The sequence below is a fragment of the Pseudomonas sp. NPDC007930 genome (assembly GCF_042958985.1).
Lineage (GTDB): Bacteria > Pseudomonadota > Gammaproteobacteria > Pseudomonadales > Pseudomonadaceae > Aquipseudomonas.
Genome location: NZ_JBIBKC010000001.1, coordinates 60,678 through 83,684, shown reverse-complemented (window position 1 = coordinate 83,684; position 23,007 = coordinate 60,678). Strand labels below are relative to the sequence as shown.

Annotated in this window: 23 protein-coding genes; 6 read left to right on the top strand and 17 right to left on the bottom strand. The window is 66.0% G+C overall.

Going from position 1 to position 23,007, the window contains the following annotated elements; genetic code table 11:
- Window positions 1-128: 128 nt before the first annotated feature.
- The 3 genes from ACFZCE_RS00395 to ACFZCE_RS00385 all read left to right on the top strand — a co-directional run bounded on the left by ACFZCE_RS00395 (window position 129) and on the right by ACFZCE_RS00385 (window position 2,551).
- Complete coding sequence (locus ACFZCE_RS00395) at window positions 129-809, top strand: Fe2+-dependent dioxygenase (RefSeq protein WP_390935032.1); 681 nt, start codon at window positions 129-131, stop codon at window positions 807-809.
- Window positions 806-1,558, top strand: a complete 753-nt coding sequence (locus ACFZCE_RS00390; protein WP_390935031.1) for a tetratricopeptide repeat protein — start codon at window positions 806-808, stop codon at window positions 1,556-1,558. The genes ACFZCE_RS00395 and ACFZCE_RS00390 overlap by 4 nt, the downstream gene beginning before the upstream one ends.
- Window positions 1,559-2,053: 495 nt before the next feature.
- Window positions 2,054-2,551, top strand: coding sequence for a hypothetical protein (locus tag ACFZCE_RS00385; protein WP_390935030.1), 498 nt, complete (start codon window positions 2,054-2,056; stop codon window positions 2,549-2,551).
- A 90-nt stretch (window positions 2,552-2,641) separates the two neighbouring features.
- Here the strand turns inward: ACFZCE_RS00385 and ACFZCE_RS00380 are convergent, their stop codons facing one another.
- From ACFZCE_RS00380 to ACFZCE_RS00360, 5 genes are all read right to left on the bottom strand, one after another.
- A complete protein-coding gene (locus tag ACFZCE_RS00380) occupies window positions 2,642-3,805 on the bottom strand; it encodes a type III PLP-dependent enzyme (protein WP_390935029.1) in 1,164 nt (387 codons plus the stop codon).
- Between the two features lie 380 nt (window positions 3,806-4,185).
- Window positions 4,186-5,343: a betaine/proline/choline family ABC transporter ATP-binding protein gene (locus ACFZCE_RS00375; RefSeq protein WP_390935028.1), complete on the bottom strand. Its 1,158-nt coding sequence runs from the start codon at window positions 5,341-5,343 to the stop codon at window positions 4,186-4,188.
- Window positions 5,340-5,993 (bottom strand): ABC transporter permease subunit, encoded by a 654-nt coding sequence (locus tag ACFZCE_RS00370; protein WP_390935027.1) that lies wholly within the window; start codon window positions 5,991-5,993, stop codon window positions 5,340-5,342. The genes ACFZCE_RS00375 and ACFZCE_RS00370 overlap by 4 nt, the downstream gene beginning before the upstream one ends.
- Window positions 5,990-6,895: a glycine betaine ABC transporter substrate-binding protein gene (locus tag ACFZCE_RS00365; RefSeq protein ID WP_390935026.1), complete on the bottom strand. Its 906-nt coding sequence runs from the start codon at window positions 6,893-6,895 to the stop codon at window positions 5,990-5,992. The genes ACFZCE_RS00370 and ACFZCE_RS00365 overlap by 4 nt, the downstream gene beginning before the upstream one ends.
- A gap of 21 nt (window positions 6,896-6,916) precedes the next feature.
- On the bottom strand, window positions 6,917-7,609 hold the full coding sequence (locus tag ACFZCE_RS00360) for an ABC transporter permease subunit (protein ID WP_390935025.1): 693 nt from the start codon (window positions 7,607-7,609) through the stop codon (window positions 6,917-6,919).
- Window positions 7,610-8,088: 479 nt separating this feature from the next.
- Here ACFZCE_RS00360 and ACFZCE_RS00355 point away from each other — a divergent pair, with 479 nt between their 5' ends.
- Window positions 8,089-9,672, top strand: a complete 1,584-nt coding sequence (locus ACFZCE_RS00355) for a peptide chain release factor 3 (RefSeq protein WP_390935023.1) — start codon at window positions 8,089-8,091, stop codon at window positions 9,670-9,672.
- Window positions 9,673-9,719: 47 nt separating this feature from the next.
- Here ACFZCE_RS00355 and ACFZCE_RS00350 read toward each other — a convergent pair whose 3' ends face one another.
- Window positions 9,720-9,857, bottom strand: coding sequence for a hypothetical protein (locus ACFZCE_RS00350; protein WP_390935021.1), 138 nt, complete (start codon window positions 9,855-9,857; stop codon window positions 9,720-9,722).
- A 174-nt stretch (window positions 9,858-10,031) separates the two neighbouring features.
- On the bottom strand, window positions 10,032-11,555 hold the full coding sequence (locus ACFZCE_RS00345; RefSeq protein WP_390935019.1) for a FumA C-terminus/TtdB family hydratase beta subunit: 1,524 nt from the start codon (window positions 11,553-11,555) through the stop codon (window positions 10,032-10,034).
- A 284-nt stretch (window positions 11,556-11,839) separates the two neighbouring features.
- Between ACFZCE_RS00345 and ACFZCE_RS00340 the strand changes: the two genes are divergently transcribed.
- Entirely contained in the window at window positions 11,840-12,946 is a 1,107-nt protein-coding gene (locus ACFZCE_RS00340; RefSeq protein WP_390936419.1) for a diguanylate cyclase domain-containing protein, read from the top strand.
- Window positions 12,939-13,847, top strand: a complete 909-nt coding sequence (locus ACFZCE_RS00335; protein WP_390935017.1) for an iron-sulfur-binding ferredoxin reductase — start codon at window positions 12,939-12,941, stop codon at window positions 13,845-13,847. The genes ACFZCE_RS00340 and ACFZCE_RS00335 overlap by 8 nt, the downstream gene beginning before the upstream one ends.
- Here ACFZCE_RS00335 and ACFZCE_RS00330 read toward each other — a convergent pair.
- The 10 genes from ACFZCE_RS00330 to ACFZCE_RS00285 form a co-directional block, all read right to left on the bottom strand.
- Complete coding sequence (locus tag ACFZCE_RS00330; protein WP_390935015.1) at window positions 13,831-15,033, bottom strand: MFS transporter; 1,203 nt, start codon at window positions 15,031-15,033, stop codon at window positions 13,831-13,833. The genes ACFZCE_RS00335 and ACFZCE_RS00330 overlap by 17 nt on opposite strands.
- A gap of 66 nt (window positions 15,034-15,099) precedes the next feature.
- Window positions 15,100-15,924, bottom strand: a complete 825-nt coding sequence (locus ACFZCE_RS00325) for an HDOD domain-containing protein (protein ID WP_390935013.1) — start codon at window positions 15,922-15,924, stop codon at window positions 15,100-15,102.
- A gap of 84 nt (window positions 15,925-16,008) precedes the next feature.
- Window positions 16,009-16,323 (bottom strand): AzlD domain-containing protein, encoded by a 315-nt coding sequence (locus ACFZCE_RS00320; protein ID WP_390935011.1) that lies wholly within the window; start codon window positions 16,321-16,323, stop codon window positions 16,009-16,011.
- Complete coding sequence (locus ACFZCE_RS00315) at window positions 16,323-17,021, bottom strand: AzlC family ABC transporter permease (RefSeq protein WP_390935009.1); 699 nt, start codon at window positions 17,019-17,021, stop codon at window positions 16,323-16,325. The genes ACFZCE_RS00320 and ACFZCE_RS00315 overlap by 1 nt, the downstream gene beginning before the upstream one ends.
- 265 nt (window positions 17,022-17,286) lie before the next feature.
- A complete protein-coding gene (locus ACFZCE_RS00310; protein ID WP_390935007.1) occupies window positions 17,287-18,399 on the bottom strand; it encodes an extracellular solute-binding protein in 1,113 nt (370 codons plus the stop codon).
- A 68-nt stretch (window positions 18,400-18,467) separates the two neighbouring features.
- Window positions 18,468-19,226, bottom strand: a complete 759-nt coding sequence (locus ACFZCE_RS00305) for an ATP-binding cassette domain-containing protein (protein ID WP_390935005.1) — start codon at window positions 19,224-19,226, stop codon at window positions 18,468-18,470.
- 19 nt (window positions 19,227-19,245) lie between these two features.
- Window positions 19,246-19,995, bottom strand: coding sequence for an ABC transporter permease subunit (locus tag ACFZCE_RS00300; protein ID WP_390935003.1), 750 nt, complete (start codon window positions 19,993-19,995; stop codon window positions 19,246-19,248).
- Window positions 19,992-20,804: an ABC transporter permease subunit gene (locus ACFZCE_RS00295; protein WP_390935001.1), complete on the bottom strand. Its 813-nt coding sequence runs from the start codon at window positions 20,802-20,804 to the stop codon at window positions 19,992-19,994. The genes ACFZCE_RS00300 and ACFZCE_RS00295 overlap by 4 nt, the downstream gene beginning before the upstream one ends.
- Entirely contained in the window at window positions 20,791-21,909 is a 1,119-nt protein-coding gene (locus ACFZCE_RS00290; RefSeq protein ID WP_390934999.1) for an ABC transporter substrate-binding protein, read from the bottom strand. The genes ACFZCE_RS00295 and ACFZCE_RS00290 overlap by 14 nt, the downstream gene beginning before the upstream one ends.
- A gap of 15 nt (window positions 21,910-21,924) precedes the next feature.
- Entirely contained in the window at window positions 21,925-22,836 is a 912-nt protein-coding gene (locus ACFZCE_RS00285; RefSeq protein ID WP_390934998.1) for a TauD/TfdA family dioxygenase, read from the bottom strand.
- Window positions 22,837-23,007 lie beyond the last annotated feature (171 nt).

The window sequence follows — 23,007 nt, the reverse complement described above, 5'->3', positions numbered from 1 at the left end:
AATGGCTGCAAACGAGAATGGTTTGCAAGATGTAAGGGATGCGGGAGCAATCAGGCCGCTAGGGCTTGTGCTAAGGCAATGGGAATTACTACCATTAGCGCCCCTTCGCAATCACCGGTCCATCCGCCATGCTGTTACACATTCCCGAGGTGTTTACCCGCGAGGAAGTCGCGCGCATTCGCCAGGCGCTCGAGCAGGCCGAATGGGCCGACGGCAAGATCACCGCCGGGTACCAGTCGGCCAAGGCCAAGCACAACCTGCAGTTGCCCGAGGGCCATGCCCTGGCCAAGGAGATCGGCACGGCGATCGTCGAGCGGCTGTGGGCGAACCCGTTGTTCATGTCGGCGGCGCTGCCGGCCAAGGTGTTCCCGCCGCTGATCAACTGCTACCGCAGCGGCGATAGCTTTGGCTTTCACATCGACAACGCCGTGCGCCAGCCACGCGGCAGCGCCGAGCGGGTGCGCACAGACCTCTCGACCACGGTGTTCTTCAGCGACCCGGACGACTACGACGGCGGCGAGCTGGAGATCCAGGACACCTACGGCGTGCAGCAGGTCAAGCTGCCCGCCGGTGACCTGGTGCTGTACCCCGGCACCAGCCTGCACAAGGTTCGGCCGATCACCCGCGGCGCCCGTTACGCGGCGTTTTTCTGGACCCAAAGCCTGGTGCGCGAAGACGCCCAGCGCACCCTGCTGTTCGAGATGGACGCGGCGATCCAGGCGCTTAACCGCGACGTGCCCGAGCACCCCTCGCTGGTGCGCCTGACCGGCACCTATCACAACCTGCTGCGGCGCTGGGTGGAGGTGTGAGTGGCTGGCAACTGCGCCGGGAGGAACTGGCCGACCCCGCCAGTGCCGCCAGCAACCCGCGCCAGGCAGCGCAGTGGGTGCTCGCGGCCGCCGCCGAAGGCGACCTCGAAGCCCAGGCCCTGCTCGGCCAACTGTTACTCGACGGCCATGGCATCGAGCGCGACCCGGCGCTGGCGCTGACCTGGTTCAAGCTGGCGGCGCGCCGCGGCCACTTGATGGCGCGCAACATGCTCGGCCGCTGCCATGAGCACGGCTGGGGCTGCGCCGCCGACCTGCCGGCCGCCGCCGGCCATTATCGGCAGGCTGCCGCGGCCGGGCTCGACTGGGGTTTGTACAACTACGCCAACCTGCTCGCCACCGGCCGCGGCGTGGCACAGGACCAAAGCGCGGCGTTGGCCTGTTACCGGCGCGCCGCCAGCCTCGGCCACGCCAAGTCGATGAACCTGCTGGGGCGTTACCTGGAGCAGGGGCTTGGGGTGCCTGCCGCGCCGGCCGAGGCCCATGCCTGGTACCGCCGCGCCGCCGAGGCGGGGGATTTTCGTGGGATGTTCAGCCATGCGCTGGTGCTGGCCGAAGCGGGGCAGGCGGCCGAAGCGGACGTTTGGCTCAGCCGTGCCAAGGCCGCTGGGCACACGGCGTTCTTGCGCCACAGCCTGGCCACCCTGCAGGGCGCGGGGGCTGCCTTGGCAGCGCAGGCCCAGGGTTATGCCGAGGAAATACAGCGGCGTGAGCACTCGCCGCTCACCTAAGGCTCGCTTACGGGGAAGCGGTTCTGGATGCACCTGGCCGCCCTCCGTCTGCCAAGGTGGCGTTCCTTTTCAGGCAGCCAGCACGAGCGCGAGACTCCTCGCGCGGGTGGCTGCCTTCACCCAAGGAGCAACGCCATGACGAACCCATTGCCCCCTCAGAACAACCCCATGCCGGCTACCCAGCCGGACGGTACAACCAAGCCAGCCGTGCCGCCGGTCGCACCGCCGGTCACGCCTCCGGTGGCCCCACCAGTGACCCCGCCGGTCACGCCTCCGGTGACCCCACCGGTCACGCCCCCGGTGACCCCGCCGGTCACGCCTCCGGTGACCCCACCGGTCAAGCCGCCGGTGACCCCGCCAGTCACGCCCCCGGTGACCCCACCGGTCACGCCTCCGGTGACCCCACCGGTCAAGCCCCCGGTCACCCCGCCGGTCACCCCGCCAGTCACGCCTCCGGTGACCCCGCCAGTGACCCCACCGACAAATAGCGAACCCGTGGCTTTCGTCGCGCGCCTAGTTGTAAAAGACGAGCACGGCGAACGCCCTGTACGGGTGTATCAAAGCGACGCCACGGTGGCCCTGCACTCGGATAGCGGCTGGCTGGTGACGCCGCAAACCCCGATCAGCCACGCGGTATCCAGTGCGCTTTGGTTTGGCCCGGCCGCCAATGGCGCAGGCCTTTACGAAGCCCGTGTCGCCGATGGCGGCAGTGCGTTTTACGGCCAGCGTATCGACATCAGCCGTAACGGCTATCTCGGTGCCTACTCCGGGGAAGAGACTGGCGCCTACCTGGCATTGAAAGCGCCCGATGGCGCCATGCTCGCAGCGGCCGGGACCGTCGCCGGGGTTACCTTGCAAAACGCCGACGGCCAGCCCGTGGGGCTGGGCGGTGCGACCGGCGAGGTGCTGTATCTGCAAGTAGAAGGTGGTGAGAGCGTTGCCTTCGAATTGACCATCGAGGCCGTAGGCGTGCCGAGCCCTGTTGCCGGCTAACCCGCCCGGGCCACCACGGCGCTGGTGCCCCAGCAACAAAAAAGGCGGCACGTGATTCACGTGCCGCCTTTTTGTTAACGCCCGTACAGCTTACAGGTAGAACGACTTCAGCGGCGGGAAGCCGTTGAATTCCACGGCGCTGTAGCTGGTGGTGTAGGCACCGGTCGACAGCCAGTACAGGCGGTCACCGCTCGCCAGGTTCAGCGGCAGGCCGTACTTGTAGTTCTCGTACATGATGTCGGCGCTGTCGCAGGTGGGGCCGGCGATGACCACTTCTTCGTCTTCGCCTTTCTTGTCGGTCCAGATCGGGAACTTGATCGACTCGTCGGTGGTTTCGATCAGGCCGGAGAACTTGCCCACATCGGTGTACACCCAGCGCTCGACCGCGGTGCGCGACTTGCGCGCCACCAGCACCACTTCACTGACCAAGATACCGGCGTTGGCGATCAGCGAACGGCCTGGCTCGAGGATGATTTCCGGCAGGTCGTCGCCGAAGTCTTCCTTGAGGAAGCGGATGATCTCTTCCGCGTAGGTTTCCAGGCTGTTGGTGCGCTGGATGTAGTTGGCCGGGAAGCCGCCACCCATGTTGATCATCTGCAGGGTGATGCCGTCTTCTTCCTTCAGGCGCTCGAAGATCACCTTCACCTTGGCGATGGCCGAGTCCCATACGTCGATGTCGCGCTGCTGGCTACCCACGTGGAAGCTCACACCGTACGGCACCAGGCCCAGTTGCTTGGCGAGGATCAGCAGGTCCAGGGCCATGTCCGGGTTGCAGCCGAACTTGCGCGACAGCGGCCAGTCGGCCGAGGTGGAGCCGTCGGTGAGGATGCGCACGTACACCTTCGCGCCCGGCGCGGCCTTGGCGATGTTGCGCAGGTCGGCTTCGGAGTCGGTGGCGAACAGGCGCACGCCCTTCTCGTAGAAGTAGCGCACGTCGCGGGCTTTTTTGATGGTGTTGCCGTAGCTGATGCGCTCTGGGCCTACGCCGCAGCCCATGACCTTGTCGAGCTCATAGGTGGAGGCGATGTCGAAGCTCGAGCCTTTGTCGCGCAGCAGGTTGATGATCTCGACGGCCGGGTTGGCCTTGACCGCGTAGTACACCTTGGCGAACTCGAAGCCGGCGCGCAGGTCGTCGTAGGCCTGGCTGATCATCCCGGTGTCGATGACCACGAATGGGGTTTCTTGCGTGTCGGCGAACGCCTTCATTTTCTGGAAGGTGTCGCGAGGGTAGTAATCTTCGACCTTGATCGACATGGGCAGGAACTCCTCAAGTGGCAAACGGTGAATGTAAGTGGTTGAAACCCAAGCGCCCTCCGTATCCCCACTTTGGTTCGCCTACTTCCCAAGGCATGTCGCCGAAAGCAAAAAGGTCACGCCGCGGTAGGGGGTGACCTTGCTGTCTCGTCGTCAGTACTTGAGCCGGATGGATCGTTTCCAGCATGGACGCTCGGCGCGCACTGTAGGGCGAGAGGGGGCCAAGATCAACTAAAAATGTCGCGTTTAAATAAATTCAACGTCGCGCTTAAATAAATTAAACAAGGGGCGAAAGTTGCCCTCATCTATTTAAACGACCGATATGACAGGCAGGTGTTCCCGCGCCGTTACAAGATGAACGGCGCGGGCCCCGCCAGGGGTCAGCCCGCCGCTTGCTCAGCCGGCGAGGTAATGTTGGTTTTCATCCCGCGCGAGCGGCCCGAGCTCAGGTAGGCGGCGATCGATTCCTGGGTCACTTCGCCAAGGAATACATTCTCGGCGTCGAGCACCGGCAGCCAGGCGCGGTTGAACTCGTACATGCGCGACAGCAGGATGCGCAGATTTTCGTCGTAGGCGGCGGTGGCGTTGAACTCGCGCAGGTAGTCGGCGCAGCTGCCGCTCTGGCGGTGCAGGTCGCGCCGGCGCACGTAGCCCTTGGCCTTGTTGGCGGCGTCGGTGACCACCACGTAGCGGCGGTCGTGCTCGTCCATCAGCTCCAGCGCTTCGGCCACCGGGGTTTCCGGGCTGGCCGAGGGCGCGTTGTCGGCGGCGTCTTCGGCCTTGACCAGCAGCAGGCGCTTGAGGGTGCTGTCCTGGCCGACGAAGTTGCTGACGAAGTCATCGGCCGGGTGCGCCAGCAGGGTGTCGGGGTGGTCGATCTGGATCAGCTTGCCCGCGCGGAAAATGGCAATCTTGTCGCCCAGCTTGAGCGCTTCGTCGATGTCGTGGCTGACCATGATCACGGTCTTGTTCAGCGCCCGCTGCATCTCGAAGAATTCGTTCTGGATCATCTCGCGGTTGATCGGGTCGACCGCGCCGAAGGGTTCGTCCATCAGCAGCAGCGGCGCTTCGGCCGCCAGCGCGCGGATCACCCCGATGCGCTGTTGCTGGCCGCCGGAGAGCTCACGCGGGTAGCGCTGCAGGTACTGCTTGGGCTCGAGCTTGATCATGCTCATCAGCTCTTTGGCGCGCTCGGCGCAGCGGGCTTTGTCCCAGCCCAGCAGGCGCGGCACCACGGTGATGTTCTCTTCGATGGTCATGTTCGGGAACAGGCCGATCTGCTGGATCACGTAGCCGATCTGCCGGCGCAGGGTCACCTCGTCCAGCGAGGTGGTGTCTTCGCCGTTGATCAGCACCTTGCCCGAGGTGGGCTCGATCAGGCGGTTGATCATCTTCAACGTGGTGCTCTTGCCGCAGCCAGACGGCCCGAGGAACACGCAGATCTCGCCCTCGTTGACGGTCAGGCTGACCGAGTCGACGGCGCGCACGTCTTTGCCGTTGCTCTGGAAGGTTTTGGTGAGGTTCTGGAGTTCGATCATTTGAGCAGTCCTTTCGGGGTCAGCGAGCGTTGCAGCCATTGCAGGAGCAGGTCGGCGATGATGGCGAGCACGCTCACCAGTACCGCGCCGACGATCAGCATCGACATGTCACTCCGGCTGATGGAGGTCAGGATAAGTACACCGAGGCCGCCGGCCCCGATGGTGGCGGCGATGGTCATCACGCCGATGTTCATCACCACCGCGGTGCGTACGCCGGCAAGGATCACCGGTACCGCGATGGGCAGCTCGACCATGCGCAGGCGCTGGCCGAAGGTCATGCCGATGCCGCGCGCGGCTTCACGAATGCCTGGTTCGACGCTGGTCAGCGCCAGGTAGGTGTTGCGCAGGATCGGCAGCAGCGAATACAGGAATACCGCGGTGATCGCCGGCAGGGGGCCGAGGCCCTGGCCGAACTTCGAGTAGAACGGCAGCAGCAGGCCGAACAGGGCGATCGACGGGATGGTCAGCAGCACCGTGGCGCTGGCCTGCAAGGGGCCGGCGAGCACCGGGAAGCGGGTCATCACGATGCCGATCGGCACGCCCACCAAGATCGCCAGGGTGACCGCCACGCCGACCAGCATCACGTGCTGGCCAGTGAGTTGCAGCACCTGGTGCCAGTCGATGTGGGCGAAGGTGTCTAAAAAGCTCATGGCGCCTCCTGGTTCAGTTCAGGGTGCTGCGCGAGGAAATCGCGGGCGACCGAGGTCGGGCTGGCGTGGTCGACGTCGACCCGGGCGTTGAGCTGGCGCATGGTGGCGTTGTCGAGCAGGTCGGCCAGGGGCTTGAGCAGCGCCGCCAGGTTCGGGTGGGCGTCGAGGTACTCCTTGCGCACCACCGGGGCGGCGGTGTAGTCGGGGAAGTAATGCAGGTCGTCTTCGAGCACCTTGAGCTTGAACGCATCGAGGCGGCCGTCGGTGGTGTAGACCAACCCGGTGAACACCTGGCCGTTGCGCAGCGCGGTGTACACCAGGCCCGCGTCCATCTGGCGGATGTCGCGGCGGGTGAATGCCAGGCCGTAGGTTTCGGTCAGGCCGACCAACCCGTCGGGGCGGTTGGCGAATTCGGTGTCCAGGGCCAGCACGTGGCTTTTTTTCGGCTCGGCCTTGAGCAGCTGGTTCAACTGGCTGATGGTGTTCACCTGCGGGTACTGCTGGGCGATCTTGTCGGGGAAGGCCAGCGCGTAGGTGTTGTTGAACTTCGACGGCGCCAGCCACACCAGGCCTTTTTTCGCGTCGAGCTCTTTCACCCGTTGGTAGGTAGCGTCGCTGTCGAGCTTCTCGTTCACGTGGTTGTACGACACCAGCGACACGCCGGTGTATTCCCACAGCAGGTCGAGCTGGCCGGTCTCCTGGGCGCTGCGGGCGATGTTGCTGCCCAGCCCGGAGGTAATCTGCACGTCGTAGCCCTTGGCCTTGAGGTATTCGGCGGTCAGGGTGGCGAGCACGGTCTGTTCGGTGAACACCCGCGCGCCCACCCGCAACACGGCGCTCTGCGCCTGGGCGGCACTCGCCCACAGCAGGGCCAGGCCCAGTATCAAGCTTGTCTTCTTCATGTTCGGTCCTTGTCGGCGGGCTCAGCGAGCCGGCGCCAGCCCTCGTTCGAGCCAGGTACGGCTGGCGAAGGTCACCAGGCCATCGAGCAGCAGCGCCAGCAGCGCGGTGCAGGCGGCACCCAGTACCAGTTGCGGCTGGTTGTTCAAGGCAATGCCCGGGAAAATCAAGCTGCCCAGGCTGTTGGCGCCGATCAGGAACGACAGCGGGGCGGTGCCCACGTTGAGCGCCAGCGCCACTCGCACGCCGCCGATGATGATCGGCACGGCATTGGGCAGTTCGACTTGCCAGAGCACCTGGCGGGGCGTCATGCCGATGCCGGTGGCGGCTTCCTTGAGCGAGCCTTCAACGTTTTTCAGGCCTTCGTAGGTGTTGCGCACGATCGGCAGCAACGAGGCGAGGAACAGCGCGAAGATCGCCGGGCCGGCACCAATGCCGAGAATGCCCAGGGCGATGGCCAGTACGGCCAGGGGCGGGACGGTGTTACCGATATTGAACACTTGCATGAAGCGCTCAGCGCTGTGCGCGCGCTGAGGGCGGCTGAGCCAGATGCCAGCGGGGATGCCGACCAGGATGGCGGCGAGCATCGATGCCAGGACCAGCTCAAGGTGCGCCTGCAGGTAGAACCACAGGTCATCCTGATAGTGCCGCAGCGTGTCTATGCCGATCCAGTGGACCAGCAGGGCGAGGACAACCACGATAGCCGCGGTCCCCATCAGCCCCTTTCCATAGCCATTAGCCACAGATGGACTCCTATTTTCAGTCGGCGCAGCGCGGGCGTTGGCCAGTGCCCACAAGGGGCGGCCGGTGCCGGCTGCGCGAGAAGCAGCCCGGTCGCGTGGCCTGGAATACAGGGCGCGGTTCGGGCCATGAGCACAACCCCGTCAGGCTGAAAATTGCCGATGAATCAGCCCCGTACGGAAGGTCGTAACGGGGGAATGGACGTCTCCATCTTTTAAAAGGTTCCCATGCGAGGCGGCATTTGGCCAGCGCTGTGAGGTCGCAGGGGGGAGGGCAGGGTGGCGCTGAAACGGCTTTGGGCCAAGCCCTGTATGTGTTTCAGGGTGTTTGAAAAACTCGACAGGTGGGGGGTAGGCACTTTCAGGCACTAGGCCCGCAATCACACAATCCCCACAAGCAGAACCACCCGCGCTATAATTCCGGCCCTTTTTTTACCGTTCCCCGGGCACCCTTCATGACCCAACAGGCCGCTGAAGTCGCGAAGCGCCGTACCTTCGCCATCATTTCCCACCCCGACGCGGGTAAAACCACCATCACGGAAAAACTCCTGCTGATGGGCAAGGCAATCGCCGTGGCGGGAACGGTGAAGTCGCGTAAATCCGACCGCCACGCGACCTCCGACTGGATGGAAATGGAAAAGCAACGGGGTATTTCCATCACCACCTCGGTGATGCAGTTCCCCTACCGCGAGCACATGATCAACCTGCTCGACACCCCCGGCCACGAAGACTTCTCCGAAGACACCTACCGCACCCTCACCGCGGTGGACTCGGCGCTGATGGTGCTCGACGGCGGTAAGGGCGTCGAGCCGCGCACCATCGCCCTGATGGACGTGTGCCGCCTGCGCGACACGCCGATCGTCAGCTTCATCAACAAGCTTGACCGCGACATCCGTGACCCGGTCGAGCTGCTCGATGAAATCGAAGCGGTGCTGAAGATCAAGGCCGCGCCGATCACCTGGCCGATCGGTTGCTACCGCGACTTCAAGGGCGTTTACCACCTGGCCGGCGACTACATCGTGGCCTACACCCCGGGCCACGGCCATGAGCGCACCGAGGCGAAGATCATCCAGGGCCTGGACTCGGCCGAGGCGCGCGCCTACCTGGGCGACGAGTACGAGCGTTTCGTCGAACAGCTCGAGCTGGTGCAGGTCGCCTGCCACCCGTTCGATGCCGATGAGTTCTTCCGCGGCGAGCTCACCCCGGTGTTCTTCGGCACCGCCCTGGGCAACTTCGGCGTCGACCACGTGCTCGATGCCGTGGTCGACTGGGCGCCCAAGCCGCTGCCCCGCGAAGCCCGCGAGCGGGTGGTCGAGCCGGTGGAGCAGAAGTTCAGCGGGTTCATCTTCAAGATCCAGGCGAACATGGACCCCAAGCACCGCGACCGCATCGCGTTCATGCGCATCTGCTCGGGCAAGTACGAAAAAGGCATGAAGATGCGCCACGTGCGCCTGGGCAAAGACCTGCGCATCGGCGACGCCCTGACGTTCTTCTCCTCCGAGCGTGAACAGCTCGAGGAAGCCTGGGCGGGCGACATCATCGGCCTGCACAACCACGGCACCATCCAGATTGGCGACACCTTCAGCGAAGGCGAGGCGCTGGGCTTCACCGGCATCCCGCACTTCGCCCCGGAGCTGTTCCGCCGGGTACGTTTGAAAGACCCGCTCAAGTCCAAGCAGCTGCGCCAGGGCCTGCAGCAGTTGGCCGAAGAGGGCGCCACCCAGGTGTTCTTCCCGCAGCGTAGCAACGACATCATCCTCGGCGCGGTCGGTGTGCTGCAGTTCGACGTGGTCGCCAGCCGCTTGAAGGAAGAGTACAAGGTCGAGTGCGTGTACGAGCCGATCACCGTGTGGTCGGCGCGCTGGATCGACTGCGCCGACAAGAAGAAGCTCGAAGACTTCGAAAACAAGGCCATGGAAAACCTCGCCATCGACGGCGGTGGCCACCTCACCTACCTGGCGCCGACCCGGGTCAACCTGGCGGTGATGGAAGAGCGTTGGCCGGACGTGAAATTTCGCGCCACCCGCGAGCACCACTGAGGTGTGGGCGTGGCGGCACCGCCCGGTGCCTGCCACGCCGCCGGCGCTTACCAGCGATAGGTAAGCGCGCCGATCACACTGCGCTCGTCGCCATAGCGGCACGCGGTCAGGCAACTGATGTACTTGTGGTTGGCCAGGTTCTGCGCCTTGGCGCTCAGCTCCCGCACAGCCGTAATGCTGTTCACTTAAGCCATTTCACGGCTTTAAGGAAGGGATCAATCTGTAAGCTCATGCACACCATCAGCAACGCTCACAGGTTGGTCTCTTCCATCAACCTGCGGCCATAAAAAAAGACCGCGGCGCACCCGGCGCCGCGGTCTCTCTTGCTGCTTGAAGCTCAACCCTTGCGGCTGGCCCCCTTACTTCACTTCCACCGCCAGGCTCTCGGCAATCTTGCTCTGCCAGATCGCAGGCCCGGTGATGTGCACCGACTCACCCTTGCTGTCGACCGCAACGGTCACCGGCATGTCAGTGACGTCGAACTCGTAGATCGCTTCCATCCCCAGTTCAGGGAACGCCAGCACTCGCGACTTCTTGATCGCCTGGGCCACTAGGTAGGCAGCGCCGCCCACGGCCATCAGGTACACGGCTTTGTTGTCGCGGATGGCGTCGATCGCGGTTGGGCCGCGCTCGGATTTGCCGATCATGCCCAACAGGCCGGTTTGCTCGAGGATCTGCCGGGTGAACTTGTCCATCCGCGTTGCGGTGGTCGGGCCCGCCGGGCCAACCACTTCTTCGCGCACGGGGTCGACCGGGCCGACGTAATAGATGAAGCGGCCCTTGAGGTCGACCGGCAGTTGCTCGCCCTTGTTGAGCATATCGACCATGCGCTTGTGCGCGGCGTCGCGGCCGGTGAGCATCTTGCCGTTGAGCAGTACGGTTTCACCCGGCTGCCAGGTTTGCACTTCTTCGGGGGTGAGGGTGTCGAGGTTCACCCGGCGCGCCGACGGGCCGGCTTCCCAGACGATTTCCGGGTAGGCGTCGAGGGGCGGCGCTTCGAGGCTGGCCGGGCCGCTGCCGTCGAGCACGAAGTGCGCGTGGCGGGTGGCGGCGCAGTTGGGGATCATGCACACCGGCAGCGAGGCGGCGTGGGTTGGGTAGTCCATGATCTTCACGTCGAGCACGGTGGTCAGGCCGCCCAGGCCCTGGGCACCGATGCCCAGCTGGTTGACCTTGTCGAACAGCTCCAGGCGCATTTCTTCGATGCGGTTCTGCGGGCCGCGGGCCTTCAGATCATGGATGTCGATGGACTCCATCAACACTTCCTTGGCCATCACCGCGGCTTTCTCGGCGGTGCCGCCGATGCCGATGCCGAGCATGCCCGGTGGGCACCAGCCCGCGCCCATGGTCGGCACGGTTTTCAGTACCCAGTCGACGATCGAGTCGGACGGGTTGAGCATGGCCATCTTCGATTTGTTTTCCGAGCCGCCGCCCTTGGCCGCGACGTCGACCTCGACGGTGTTGCCCGGCACGATCGAGTAGTGGATCACCGCCGGGGTGTTGTCTTTGGTGTTCTTGCGGCTGCCGGCCGGGTCGGCGAGGATCGAGGCGCGCAGTACGTTGTCTGGCAGGTTGTAGGCGCGGCGCACGCCTTCGTTGATCATGTCGTCGACGCTCAGGGTGGCGCCGTCCCAGCGCACGTCCATGCCCACGCGCACGAACACGGTGACGATGCCGGTGTCCTGGCAGATGGGCCGATGGCCGGTCGCGCACATGCGGGAATTGATCAGGATCTGGGCAATCGAATCGCGTGCGGCGGGGGATTCTTCGCGCAGGTAGGCTTCATGCATGGCCTGAATGAAGTCTACGGGGTGGTAGTACGAGATGAATTGCAGGGCATCGGCGACGCTTTGAATCAGGTCGTCTTGCTTGATCACGGTCATGCAGCGCGCTCCTCTATCAGGCGGGAACATAGGCATCGTTCGCGGCCAGGCCAGGCCGCGCGAAAAGGCGCGGCAGTATACCGCAGGCAAACGCGGGGCGCAGCGCTTGCGCTTTAAACGTTGGTCGGTGATCGGCCTGCCGTTTCAACCGAACGGGCAACTTTTTGGCCCGTGCCAGACGCTGGGGGATGGTTATTTCTGATGCATATCACTAAAGTGGCACCTTGCCATATCCAGTGGTATCGGCCAGGGATGGAGTCGCCTTGAGCACGGTGAGTCAACGAGTGACTGAAAAAAGCCTGCAGGGATTGCTGCTCAAGCGGTTCATTCTCGCGGCGGGCACCTACGTGCTAGTGCTGGCGCTGGCGTGGCTGGGCTGGTTCGCCGGGTTGGTGAACCTGCCGCTGAGCTGCGCGGTGCTGGGCAGCGCAGTGGCGCTCGGCTGCCAGGGCGGGCTGCTGGCGATGTTCCTCAGCCAGGCCAACCATCGCTTTGCCGACCCCAGCCTGACCCAGCCCCAGGTGCTGCTGGCGACCGTGGCGCTGACCTGCCTGCTGGCAGTCGCCGACAGCCTGCGCGGGCTGTTCATGGTGTTCTACTTCATTCTATTGCTGTTCGGCCTGTTCCACCTGAGCCGGCCGGTGTTCGTGCGCTGCGCGGTGGTGGCCTTCGGCTGTTTTTGCGCGATGCTGCTGGCGCTGGGGTGGGCCGGCAGCCTGGGCGACCAGCGCGTGGCGCTGATGCAGGCCGGGGTGCTGGCGGTGGGGTTGCTGTGGCTGTGCCTGTACGCCAGCTATGTGCAGGCCTCGCGCCACCGCATGCGCCAGCGGCGCTTCGCCCTGCAGGCCCACCAAGACACCCTGCGCGGGATGATGCGCCAGCTCGAAGACCTGGTCGCCACCGACGAACTCACCGGGCTGTTCAACCGCCGGCACTTCCTGCGCCTGGCCTCGCGCGAGCTGTCCATGCTACGCCCGGGGCTGCACCACGGCCTGGCGCTGATCGACCTCGACCACTTCAAGCGCATCAACGACGTGCACGGCCATGCCGCTGGCGACCAGGTGCTGCAGGCCTTCGCCCAGGTGGCGGCGACCTGCCTGCGCGACGGCGATGTGCTGGCCCGCTATGGCGGCGAAGAGTTCGTGCTGTTGTTGCTGGGCTCGGACACCGAGCGCCTGACCCTGTGCTGCGAGCGCCTGCGCCTGGCCTACCAGAACGCCGCGCCGGTGGCCGGGCGGGTGGCGCCGCTGAGTTTGTCGGCGGGGATGACCCTGCTCGCCCCCGGCGATGACCTCGACGACGCCTTGCAGCGCGCCGACAAAGCCCTCTACGAAGCCAAGCGCAACGGCCGCAACCAGTGCCTGCCGGCGTGGAATGCCGTCGATGCCTGAACTGGCCGCAGGCGGGCGGCGCTGGCAGGTGGCGCCGGGCAGCAACCTGCTCGATGCCCTCAACGCCGCCGGGGTGGCGGTGCTCTACAGCTGCCGCGCCGGCAGTTGCCACGCCTGCCTGGTGCGCTGTGAGCAAGGTGAACCGGCCGACGCCCAGCCCCAGGCACTGGCCCCTGAAGCCCGCGCCGAGGGCTGGCGGCTGGCGTGCCAGTGCCAGGTGGTCAGTGACCTGCAAGTGGCCACCTTCGACCCCCGCCGCGACGCCCTGCAGGCGCAGGTGATCGACGCCGCCTGGCCGTCGCCGCACGTGCTGCGCCTGCGCGTGCTGCCGCAACGGCCGCTGGCGTACCGCGCCGGCCAGCATCTGGTGCTGTGGCTCGAGGGGGTGGCGCGGCCGTATTCGCTGGCCAGCCTGCCGGGTGAAGATCGCGCGCTGGAGTTCCACCTCGACTGCCGCCAGCCCGGTGCGTTTATCGACGCCGCCCGCGGCCTGGTGGCCGGTAGCAGCCTCGGCCTGGGTGAACTGCACGGTGGCGCCCTGCATTACGACCCGGCCTGGCACGCCCAGCCGTTGTGGCTGCTGGCCGCCGGCACCGGCCTCGCGCCGTTGTACGGGGTGCTGCGCGAGGCCTTGCGGCAGGGCCACGAAGGGCCAATCCAGCTGCTGCACGTGGCCAGCGAGCACTACCAGCGCGCGGCGCTGGAGGCACTGCAGGCCGAGCACCCCGGTTTGCAGGTGCAGTACCTGGCGCAACTCCCGGCCAGCCTGCGCGTGCCACGCCGCGCGGTGGCGCTGCTGTGCGGCGGCCCGGCCAGCGTCGAGGCCTTTGCCCGCGCGCTGTTCATGGCCGGGCTGCCGCGTAGCCAGCAGTACGCCGACACCTTCACCCCGCGGCGCTGAGCCCCTGCTGGCGGCGTTCGGCGCGCTTCATGCTGGCCAGCGCGAGCAGCGCCACCACCGCCACCACCGCGCTGAACGCTTCGCCGGTCGGGCGCAGGCCAAACAGCGGGATGCACAGCCCCAGGGCGATCACCGGCAGCGACATGCAAACGTACAGCACCACGAACAGCGCTGAGGTGATTGCGGCTTTTTCCTGGGCCGGGCTGGCCTGGGCCACCGCCGCCATCCCGGCACGGAACACCATGCCCTGGCCGGCGCCGGCCAGCAGCGCGGCGGCCAGCAACAGCCACAGCTGCGCCCAGCCGATCGCCAGCCCCAGCGCGAGCATGCCCAGGCACAGGCCGCTGCAGCCCAGCGCCATGTGCCGCGCCGCCGGCAGCCACTTCAAGGCGGCCTGGCCGAGCACCGAGGCGAGGAAGAACAACCCGATCAGCGCGCCGATCAGCAGCGCGCTGTGCACGCCGATCACCTGGCCGAGAATCGACGGCACCAGGCTGGTGAACACCCCGGCCACGCTGAAGCCAGCCAGGCCGCCGATCGACGCGGGAATGAACCACGGCCGCACCGCCTTGGGCACCGCCGGGCGCTGGATGCGCAAGCGTGGCCGCGCCGGGCGCGGGGCGGTTTCGCTCAGTGCCGCGACCGCCAGCAGCGCCAGCGCCAACAGCCCCAGGTGCAGCCAGAACACCAGGTGCAGTGGCCAGGGCAGGTATTGCGAGGTAAACCCGGCGAGCAACGGCCCCAGGCCCAGGCCGAGCATGTTGGCGGCGGTGGCCATCAGCGTGGCGTGCTGGCGCCAGGCGGCCGGGGCGGCCTCGATCACCGCCACGGTGGCGGCGCCGGTCATGATCCCGGCGCTGAAGCCGGAAAACAGCCGGCCCACCAGCAGCGCCGGGATCGACCCGGCATAGAGGAAGATCACCGCGCTGATCGCGCCCATCAGCATGCCGGCGGCCAGCAGCGGGCGCCGGCCGAGTTGGTCGCTCCAACTGCCGACCAGCAGCAGCGCGGCGATCACCCCGGCGGCGTAGATCGAGAAGATCAACGTCAGCCAGGTGGGGCCGAAGCCCAGTTGTTGTTGGTACAGCACGTACAGCGGCGTGGGCAGCGTGGTGCCGACCATCGCCACGGAAAAAGCAAAGGCCGCGAACAGGAAATCACGGCGGCGACCGGTAGGGTTGGGCATGGGGGCTTGGCTTTGGTTGCGCAGGGCCTGTGATTCAAACGCGCCAGGCCCTGGCATGCAAGGGGGTTATGCGAGCAGTTGGGCAAACGCCTTGTCGGCTTCGATCACCGGCGCCAGGGCGGTGAACAGCGCATCGAGGTCGAGCTTCTCGATCAGCGGGTTGCCCAGCGCGGCCTTGGCTTCGTCGGTCAGGCCGCCGTGGCTGTCGAGTGCGTCGGCCACCAGGATCGCCTGGGCGAGAATGGTCGGCTGGCTGCTGCCCTCGGGCGATTGCAGCGGCCGCGCCTGGTAGGCGATGGCTTCCTGGATCACCTTCGGCAGGTTCCAGCGGCGCGCCAGCTCGGCGCCCACCTCCGGGTAACCAAAGCCCAGGCGCAGGTTTTCGCTGGCCACGTGGCCGGCGGTGTTGCCCTTGGCGCTGCTGTTGAAGCGCTCGGCCACGTCCGGGGCGCCGGTCTGGATCAGCAGCTCACCGATGTTGTGCATCATGCCGCTGGTAAACGCCGTTTCGGCGTCGGCGCCGGTTTGCTTGGCGATCACCCGGGAAATACCCGCCACTTCAAAGCTTTTCATCCAGAAGGCCTTGAGGTCGAACGACGGCCCGGCCTTGAACGCGCCGGTCACGGCACTGGCCAGCACCAGCGTGCGCAGGGTGTTGAAGCCCAACCGCGAGGCGGCGTCCTGGATGCTGGTGGACTCCCGCGCGCCGCGGAACCGCGCGGAGTTGGCCAGGCGAAGGATTTTCGCCGAGATGACTGGGTCTTTCTCGATGTTGGCGGCGACGGCATCCAGGCTCGAATTGGGGTTGTCGAACTGCAGGATCAGGTCCTGGGCGACCTTGGGAATGCTGGGCAACGTGTGTAGCTGGTCAAACAGGGACGCGATTTCCATAACGGCACCTCAGGTCGTGGACTCTCACAACCATAGGCGATTTTTCAGAGTTCGGCGGGATGATTGCGCAGGCGTGCAGGGCCCTCACAGCCACCACCGCAGCAGATAAAACACACACGCGCTGCCCACCAGCGTGCCCAGCACGCTGCGCGTCCACACCATCAAGCCCACCGCGCACAGGCCGGCCAGCAGGTACGGGTTGGCCGGCGACAGGTTTAGCGCGTGATCGGGCAGGAAAATGATCGGCGCGCAGATGGCGGTGAGCATGCCCGGCACGGCAAAGCCGAGAAAATCCCGCAGGCCTTTGCCCAGCTTCAGGGGCAGGCGCGGCTCGAGGAACAGGTAGCGGTTGAGGAACACCAGCAGGGCCATGCCCAGTATCACCAGCCAAACGAACATCAGCGCGCCTCCTGGAAACGTTTGCAGGCATAGCCGGCGACCATCCCGGCCAGGCCCGAGAGCACCAGCGCCGCCTCGACGTGCCAGTAGTTCAGCAGCACCGAGCCGAGCAAGGCCACCACCACGCACAGGGCGCTGGGCAGGTTGCGCACCTGCGGGGTGATCAGCGCGATGAAGGTGGCGGCGATGGTGAAGTCCAGCCCCAGCCCGGCCAGCCCTGGCAGGCTTTTGCCCACGGCGATGCCGGCCAGGGTAAAGGCGTTCCAGGCCAGGTAGAAGGTCAGCCCCACCCCCAGCGCGTACCAGCGGTTGAACACCTGCGGGGTGTGGTGGCTGGTAAGGGCGAAGAATTCGTCGGTGAGCAAAAAGCCCAGGCCCAGCCGCCAACGGGCCGGCAGCCCGCCAAGGTGGGCGCGCATGTGCAGGCCGTACAGCAGGTGCTGGGAGGTGAGCAGGGCGGTGGTGAGCAGGATCGACAGCAGGTTGGCGCCGCCCTTGAGCATGCCGATGGCCACCAGTTGCGCCGCCCCGGCGAACACGAAAGCCGACAAGCCCTGGCCTTGGGCGGGGCTGAGGCCGGCGTCGATCGCCAGTGAACCGGCGAGCAGGCCCCAGGGGGCGCAGGCCAATGACAGCGGCACGATGGCCAGGGCGCCTTGGCGAAAGGCATGGGTGGGCAGGGCAAGGTTCGGGTGCATGGGGTCGGTCTTGTTGTGCAAAGCGCCAGTGTGGCGGGGTGGGGCCTGGGTGTATTGAAGGATTGTGCAGATCGCCCGGCACAGCCGGCCTCCCACGGGGTCCGTGTTTCCTCGTAAATCAATGGCTTACACGAATCTGGTGGGAGGCCGTGGTCCGGCATCCCGGCTGTGCCGGGCGAAGGGCCGGGCAGGTCATGCGCTCAATAAAACCATTTGAATCAGCGCTTTGATTGCTCAAGTGAACAGCATTACGGCACAGCCGGCCTCAAGCCTTGAAGCGCGCCATGATCTCGGCCCGGCGCGGGCTGGTCAAGGTCGCCGCGGCGCCATACTCCAGCGGCGACAGCGCCTCGGCCGCCGGGTACATGATCGGGTCGCGCAGCAGTTCGGGCGGCAGCAGCGCGTCGACGCGGCGGTCGCCGCAGGGGTAGCCGACTTCCAGCACGTCCTGTTTGTTGTGCGCCGGGGTGAGCAGGTAGTCGATCAAGGCGTAGGCGGCGTCTTTGTTCTGGCTGGCACGGGCGATGCAGTAGAAGTCGGTCCAGATCTCGCCGCCTTCGCGGCCCAGCACGTAGGCCATGGCCGGGTTTTCACGGTGCAGCAACTGCGCGTCGCCGGTCCAGGCCATCGCCAGCCAGGCATCGCCGGCGCGCAGCAGTGGCTGGGTGTCGGAGGTGATCGCCAGCAGGTGCGGCTTGGTTTGCAGCATCAAGGCTTCGGCCTGGTCCAGCTCGGCCGGCTCCAGTGAATTGAAGCTGAAGCCACAGGCCTTGAGCGCGTTGCCGATGGCGGTGAGCGGGTAGTCGTGGACCACGGCGCGGCGGTCGGCGCGGGTTTGCGCCAATTGCCAGAAGGCCTTCCAGGTCGCTGGCCCCTGGGCCAGGCGCTGGGCGTTGTAGAGCATGCCGGTGGTGCCCCAGTTTTTCGGCACCCCATAGAAGGTGCTGGCCAACTGGCCCTGGGCGAGCATGCGGCCGTCGTAGGCGGCCGGGTCGAAGTTGGGCAGGCGGGCAAGGTTCAGCGGCTCGATCAAACGCTGGGCGGCGTAGCTGCCGATCACATAGTTGGTGGCCACCAGCACGTCGACCTCGCCGGGCTGGGCGCGCACCTTGGCGAGCATTTCTTCGTTGGAGCCCGAGACCGCCTGCAGCACCTTCACGCCATGGCTTTGCTGGAACTGCTCCAGGGTGGCCGGGCTGTGATAGTGCGGCCAGGTTTCCAGCAGCAGGCTGCCGGCGCTTTGCGCGCGGGCGGTGGGCAACTGGCTGGCCAGCACCGCAGCGGCCACGCCAAGGCCGCTGCGGCCGAGAAAGTCACGGCGGCTGATCGAACCGTGCTGCCAACTGCGCAGCAGCTTTAAAAAGTGGTGTGCGTCCATCGGGCTTGCCCAGCGAAGCGGGAAGCGCCATGGAAGCATACTGGCATTTAGCTTGCCAGCCCCCCACCTCAATGCTCAATGAAGTCTTGTAATACGTTGTCTCGCAAGGCCACCAGGCGTGGGTCATTACGTTGCCGTGGGTGCGCCAGATCGACCTCGACGATGCGCTTGATCCGCCCCGGGTTGGGCTGCATCACCACCACCCGGTCACCCAGCAGCACCGCTTCTTCTACATCGTGGGTCACCAGCACCATGGTGATGCGTTCCTGTGCCCAGATGCGCTGCAGTTCGTTTTGCAGGCGCGCGCGGGTCAGCGCGTCGAGGGCACCGAAGGGCTCATCGAGCAACAGCACGCTGGGGCGGTTGACCAGGCCGCGGGCGATCGCCACGCGCTGGGCCATGCCACCGGAGATCTGATGCGGGTAAGCCTCGGCGAAGCGCTCCAGGCCGACCAGCGCCAAATGCTCGCGCACCGCGTCGCGCTTGGCCGCCGCCGGCAGTGGGCTGTTTTTCAGGCCCACGGCGATGTTGGCCTGCACATTCAGCCAAGGGAACAAACGGTGGTCCTGGAACACGATGCCGCGCTCCAGGCCCGTGCCGTTCACGGCCTGGCCGTCGAGCAGAATCTGCCCGTCGAAGTCTTGCTCCAGGCCCAGGATCATCCGCAGCAGGGTGGACTTGCCGCAGCCACTGGCGCCAACGATGCTGATGAACTCGCCCGGGGCGATGTCCAGGGCGATGTCGTCGAGCACTTGCAGTGCCGGGCCGCCCTGAGGGTTATGGAAGTGTTTGCTGACGTGATCAAGCACCAGGCTGTTGGCGTGCATCGTTAAGGCCTCGTTGGGTTCAGGGCGTGCCGTACAGGCGCTGCAAGCGTTTTTCGGCCAGGCGCGCGAGGCTGTTGAGCAGCCCGCCGACCAGCCCGATCACCACCATGCCGAACAGCACCAGGTCCATTTGAAAGTGTTCGCTGCCGTCGATCAGGGTGTTGCCGATGCCCACCCCCGACACCAGCAGGTATTCCGCGCCGATGGTCGCCAGCCAGGAGTAGATCAGCCCCAGGTACAGCCCGGTGAAGATCGACGGCAAGGCCGCCGGCAGGCGCACCAGCAGCAGGGTTTGGCGGCGGTTGTAGCCATACACCTTGGCCACTTCCAGCAGTGGCAGCGGCACGTTGCGCAGGCCGTCGGCGGTGTTCACCACCACCGGCACCAGCGCCGCCAAAGACAAAAACACCACCTTGGCCACATCGCCCAGGCCGAACCACACCGAGATCAGCGGGATCCAGGCGAACAGCGAGACCTGCTTGAAGGTGTTGAAGCTGGGCCCCAGCAAGCGGTTGCCCAAGGGCGACAGCCCGAGCACGCCACCCAGCACCAGGCCAAGCCCGGCGCCGATGAAAAACCCGCTCAAATCCCGCGCCAGGCTCGCACCGAGTGCCACCCAAAGGTGGCCGCTGCTGACTTCCTGCACGCTGGTGGCCCACACTTTTTCCGGTGAAACCAACAGCCCAGACGGGCTCCAGCCCTGCGCGCTGGCCAGCCACCATACCCCCAAGGCGAGCATCGGCAGTACCCAGCCGCGGTAATCCTTCATAGTGGCCTCCAGGCGCTCAGGCGCCGCTCCAGCAAGTCGAAGCCGCGGTCGATGGCATAACCCACCGCGCCGACCACCACCACCGCGGCCATTACCAGGTCGAGCTGGAACAGTTGCCGGCCGTACACAATCAAGTAGCCCAGGCCTTCGCTGGAGGCCACCAGCTCGACCACCACCAGTGACAACCACGCCTTGGTGAAGCCCAGCCGCAACGCGGTGAACAGCGTAGGCACCGCCGCCGGCAGCACCACGCCGGTGATCAACTGCGCTTGGCTGAAGCCGTAGGCGCGGCCCACCTCGAGCAGCTTGGCCGGCGCCTGGCGGAACGCCTGCAGGGTGCCGAGGGTCACCGGCACCAGCGCGGCGTGGGCGATCAGGGCGTACTTGAGTGGCTCGCCGATGCCAAACAGCAACAGCGCGAACGGCAGCCAACCCAGCACCGGGATCTGTACCAGGGCATTGAAGCTGGGCAGCAGGTAAGCCTGCACGCTGCGCGACAAGCCCATTGCCCCACCCAGCAGCAGGCCCAGCCCAGCGCCCAGGGCATAGCCGAGCACCACCCGTTGGAAGCTGGCGCTGGCGTTCACCCAGAGGTCGCCGCTGGTGGCGAGGTCGCGCAGGGTTTCCCACACGAAGCTGGGCGGCGGCAGCACCTGCTGCGACACCCAGCCCCGTTGCGCGCCCACCGCCCACAGGGTGAACAGCGCCACCGGCAGCAGCCACGGCAGCGCACGGTCGAGCAGCCACGGTGCCCGTGGCCCCGCCAGGCTGGCGCCGCGCGCCAAGGCCGCGCCGCTAGCCTGGCTCATGGCTGTGCTCCTGCGCCGCGGCAGCGGTGGCCGCGTTTTGCTCGGCGGTTTTGCCGTCAGCCTTGTAGGCGGTCCAGTAGCCTTGCAGGCCTTGGGCCTTGAGGGCGTTGTTCAGGTAATGGGTGTCGAACCAGCCGTCGACCTTCACCGGCCGGCGGATCAGCTTTTCCTGCAGGGCCTGGTCGGCGGTGGCCTGGTAGCGGCCAATCACGTAGTCGTCGATCAGCGGCGACAGCCGCACCGGCAAGCTGCCCGGGGCGAACTCGGCCTGCCAGGAGCTGACCGGCACGCCGCTTTTGGCGAACTCGTCGAACAGCGCCGGCTGGTTGGCCGGGTCGCTGCTCCAGCGCGCGGCCTGCACCAGCGTGTCGACCACCTTTTGCGTTTGCGCTTCGTGGCCCTTGGCGTAGTCGGTGCGCACCAGCAGGCTGGTCTGGCGGGTTTGTTGCGGGTCGTTTTCCTCGTTGGAATAGATGATGTCGACCAGGCCCTGGTCGCGCAGCTTGAACAGCTCATAGCCGCCCACGCCGGCTTCGATCCCTTTCGACACCAGCGCCGCCTGGATGCTGCCGGTGTCGAGGTTGATCACTTTCAGGTCACGCTCGGTGAGGTGCGCGCTGCCCAGTACGTTGATCGCCAGCAGGTGCAGGTTGGTGCCGCGGAACAGCCCGACGGTTTTGCCCTTGAGGTCGGCCAGGGTCTTGATGCTCGAGCCCTTCGGCACCGCGATGTAGATCGGCGCGCGGGTGCCCAGCGAGGCCAGCAGGCGGGTGTCCAGGCCATTGGAACGGGCGACCACCTGGGGCAGGTCGCCTTCGTAGGCGAAGTCGATCTGCTGGTTCGACAACGCCTCGTTGACCGCCGGCCCGGCGCCTTTGAAGAAGAACCACTGCACCTCGGTGCCGCTGCCGGCGAAGGCTTTCTCCAGCAGTTGCTGGTTGCGCACCACGCTCAGCGTGGAGCCGCCGAAGGTGACCGGGTCGCCGCCGCCGGCCGAGGCCACGCCAATGCGCAGCACGTCGGCTTGGGCGCCCGCGGCCAGCCAGCCGAGCACGATGGTAGCGCCTGCGGTGGCGGCAAATCGTTTGAGGGTTATGCGCTTCATGGGCAGTGCTCCGGGTCAGGCCGCCAGGTGGGTTTTGTCGGCCTCGGTGCGCGGCGAGCGCGTTTCCGGGCTGGGTTTCAGCGCGCGGCTGGGCTGGCCGTCTACGCCGATGAGGATTTCGCCGTCGAGCGTCGAGCGGCGCACCACGCGCTCGGCATCGCCGTAGTCGTTGACCGCGATGTGCTGGGTGGCGCGGTTGTCCCAGATCGCCACGTCACCGGCCTGCCAGCGCCAGCGCACGGTGTTGTTCACATGGGTGATACGGTCGTGGAACAGCCGGAACAGCTGCTTGGAGTCATTCGGCGTCACGCCCACGAAGTGCTTCACGAAGTGCCCCAGCACCAGCGCGCGCTCGCCGGTTTGTGGGTGCACGTGCACCAGCGGGTGCTCGGTTTCGTACTCCAGCGCGGTGAACTCTTCGCGGTAGCGCTTCAGGGCGTTTTCCGCGGCGTGGGCGGGCGGGGCGTAGTCATACAGGTTGCTGTGCACCGCGCGCAGGCTGTCGGCCAGTTGCTTGAGCGGGGCGGGCAGTTCTTCGTAGGCGGTCACGGTGTTGGCCCACACGGTGTCGCCACCGTAGGGCGGGATCACCACACCACGCAAAATGGAGATTTTCGGCGGGTTGGCGACGAAGGTCACGTCGGTGTGCCAGGAGTTGGCGCGGCTTTCTTTCGAGTCGAGGTTGAGCAGGGCGCTGGAGTTGTTCGCCGAACGCACGGTGGGGTGCGGCACCTGCTCACCGAACAGCCGGCTGAAGCGCTCCTGTTCCTCGTCGGTGAGGTTTTGCCCGCGGAAGAACAGCACTTTGTGCTTGAGCAAGGCGTGCTCGATCTGCTCGAACTGCGCGCGGGGCAGGTCGCCGCTCAGGGTGATGCCATTGATTTGTGCGCCGATGCGGCCGGCAACCGGTTCAATGCTGAGAGCCATGGGCCAACTCCTTGGTGTGGGGCGGAATGTGGAGTCGAGCCTAGTTTTAATAACGGGAGAATATGAAATCACCTTTTCTTATATGAATATTGACCGCCACGGTTCTATTTTTAGAACCACCCAGGGGTATATGGATATGCCCAGGCGCTGCAACCTTACGTGGCTGTAATG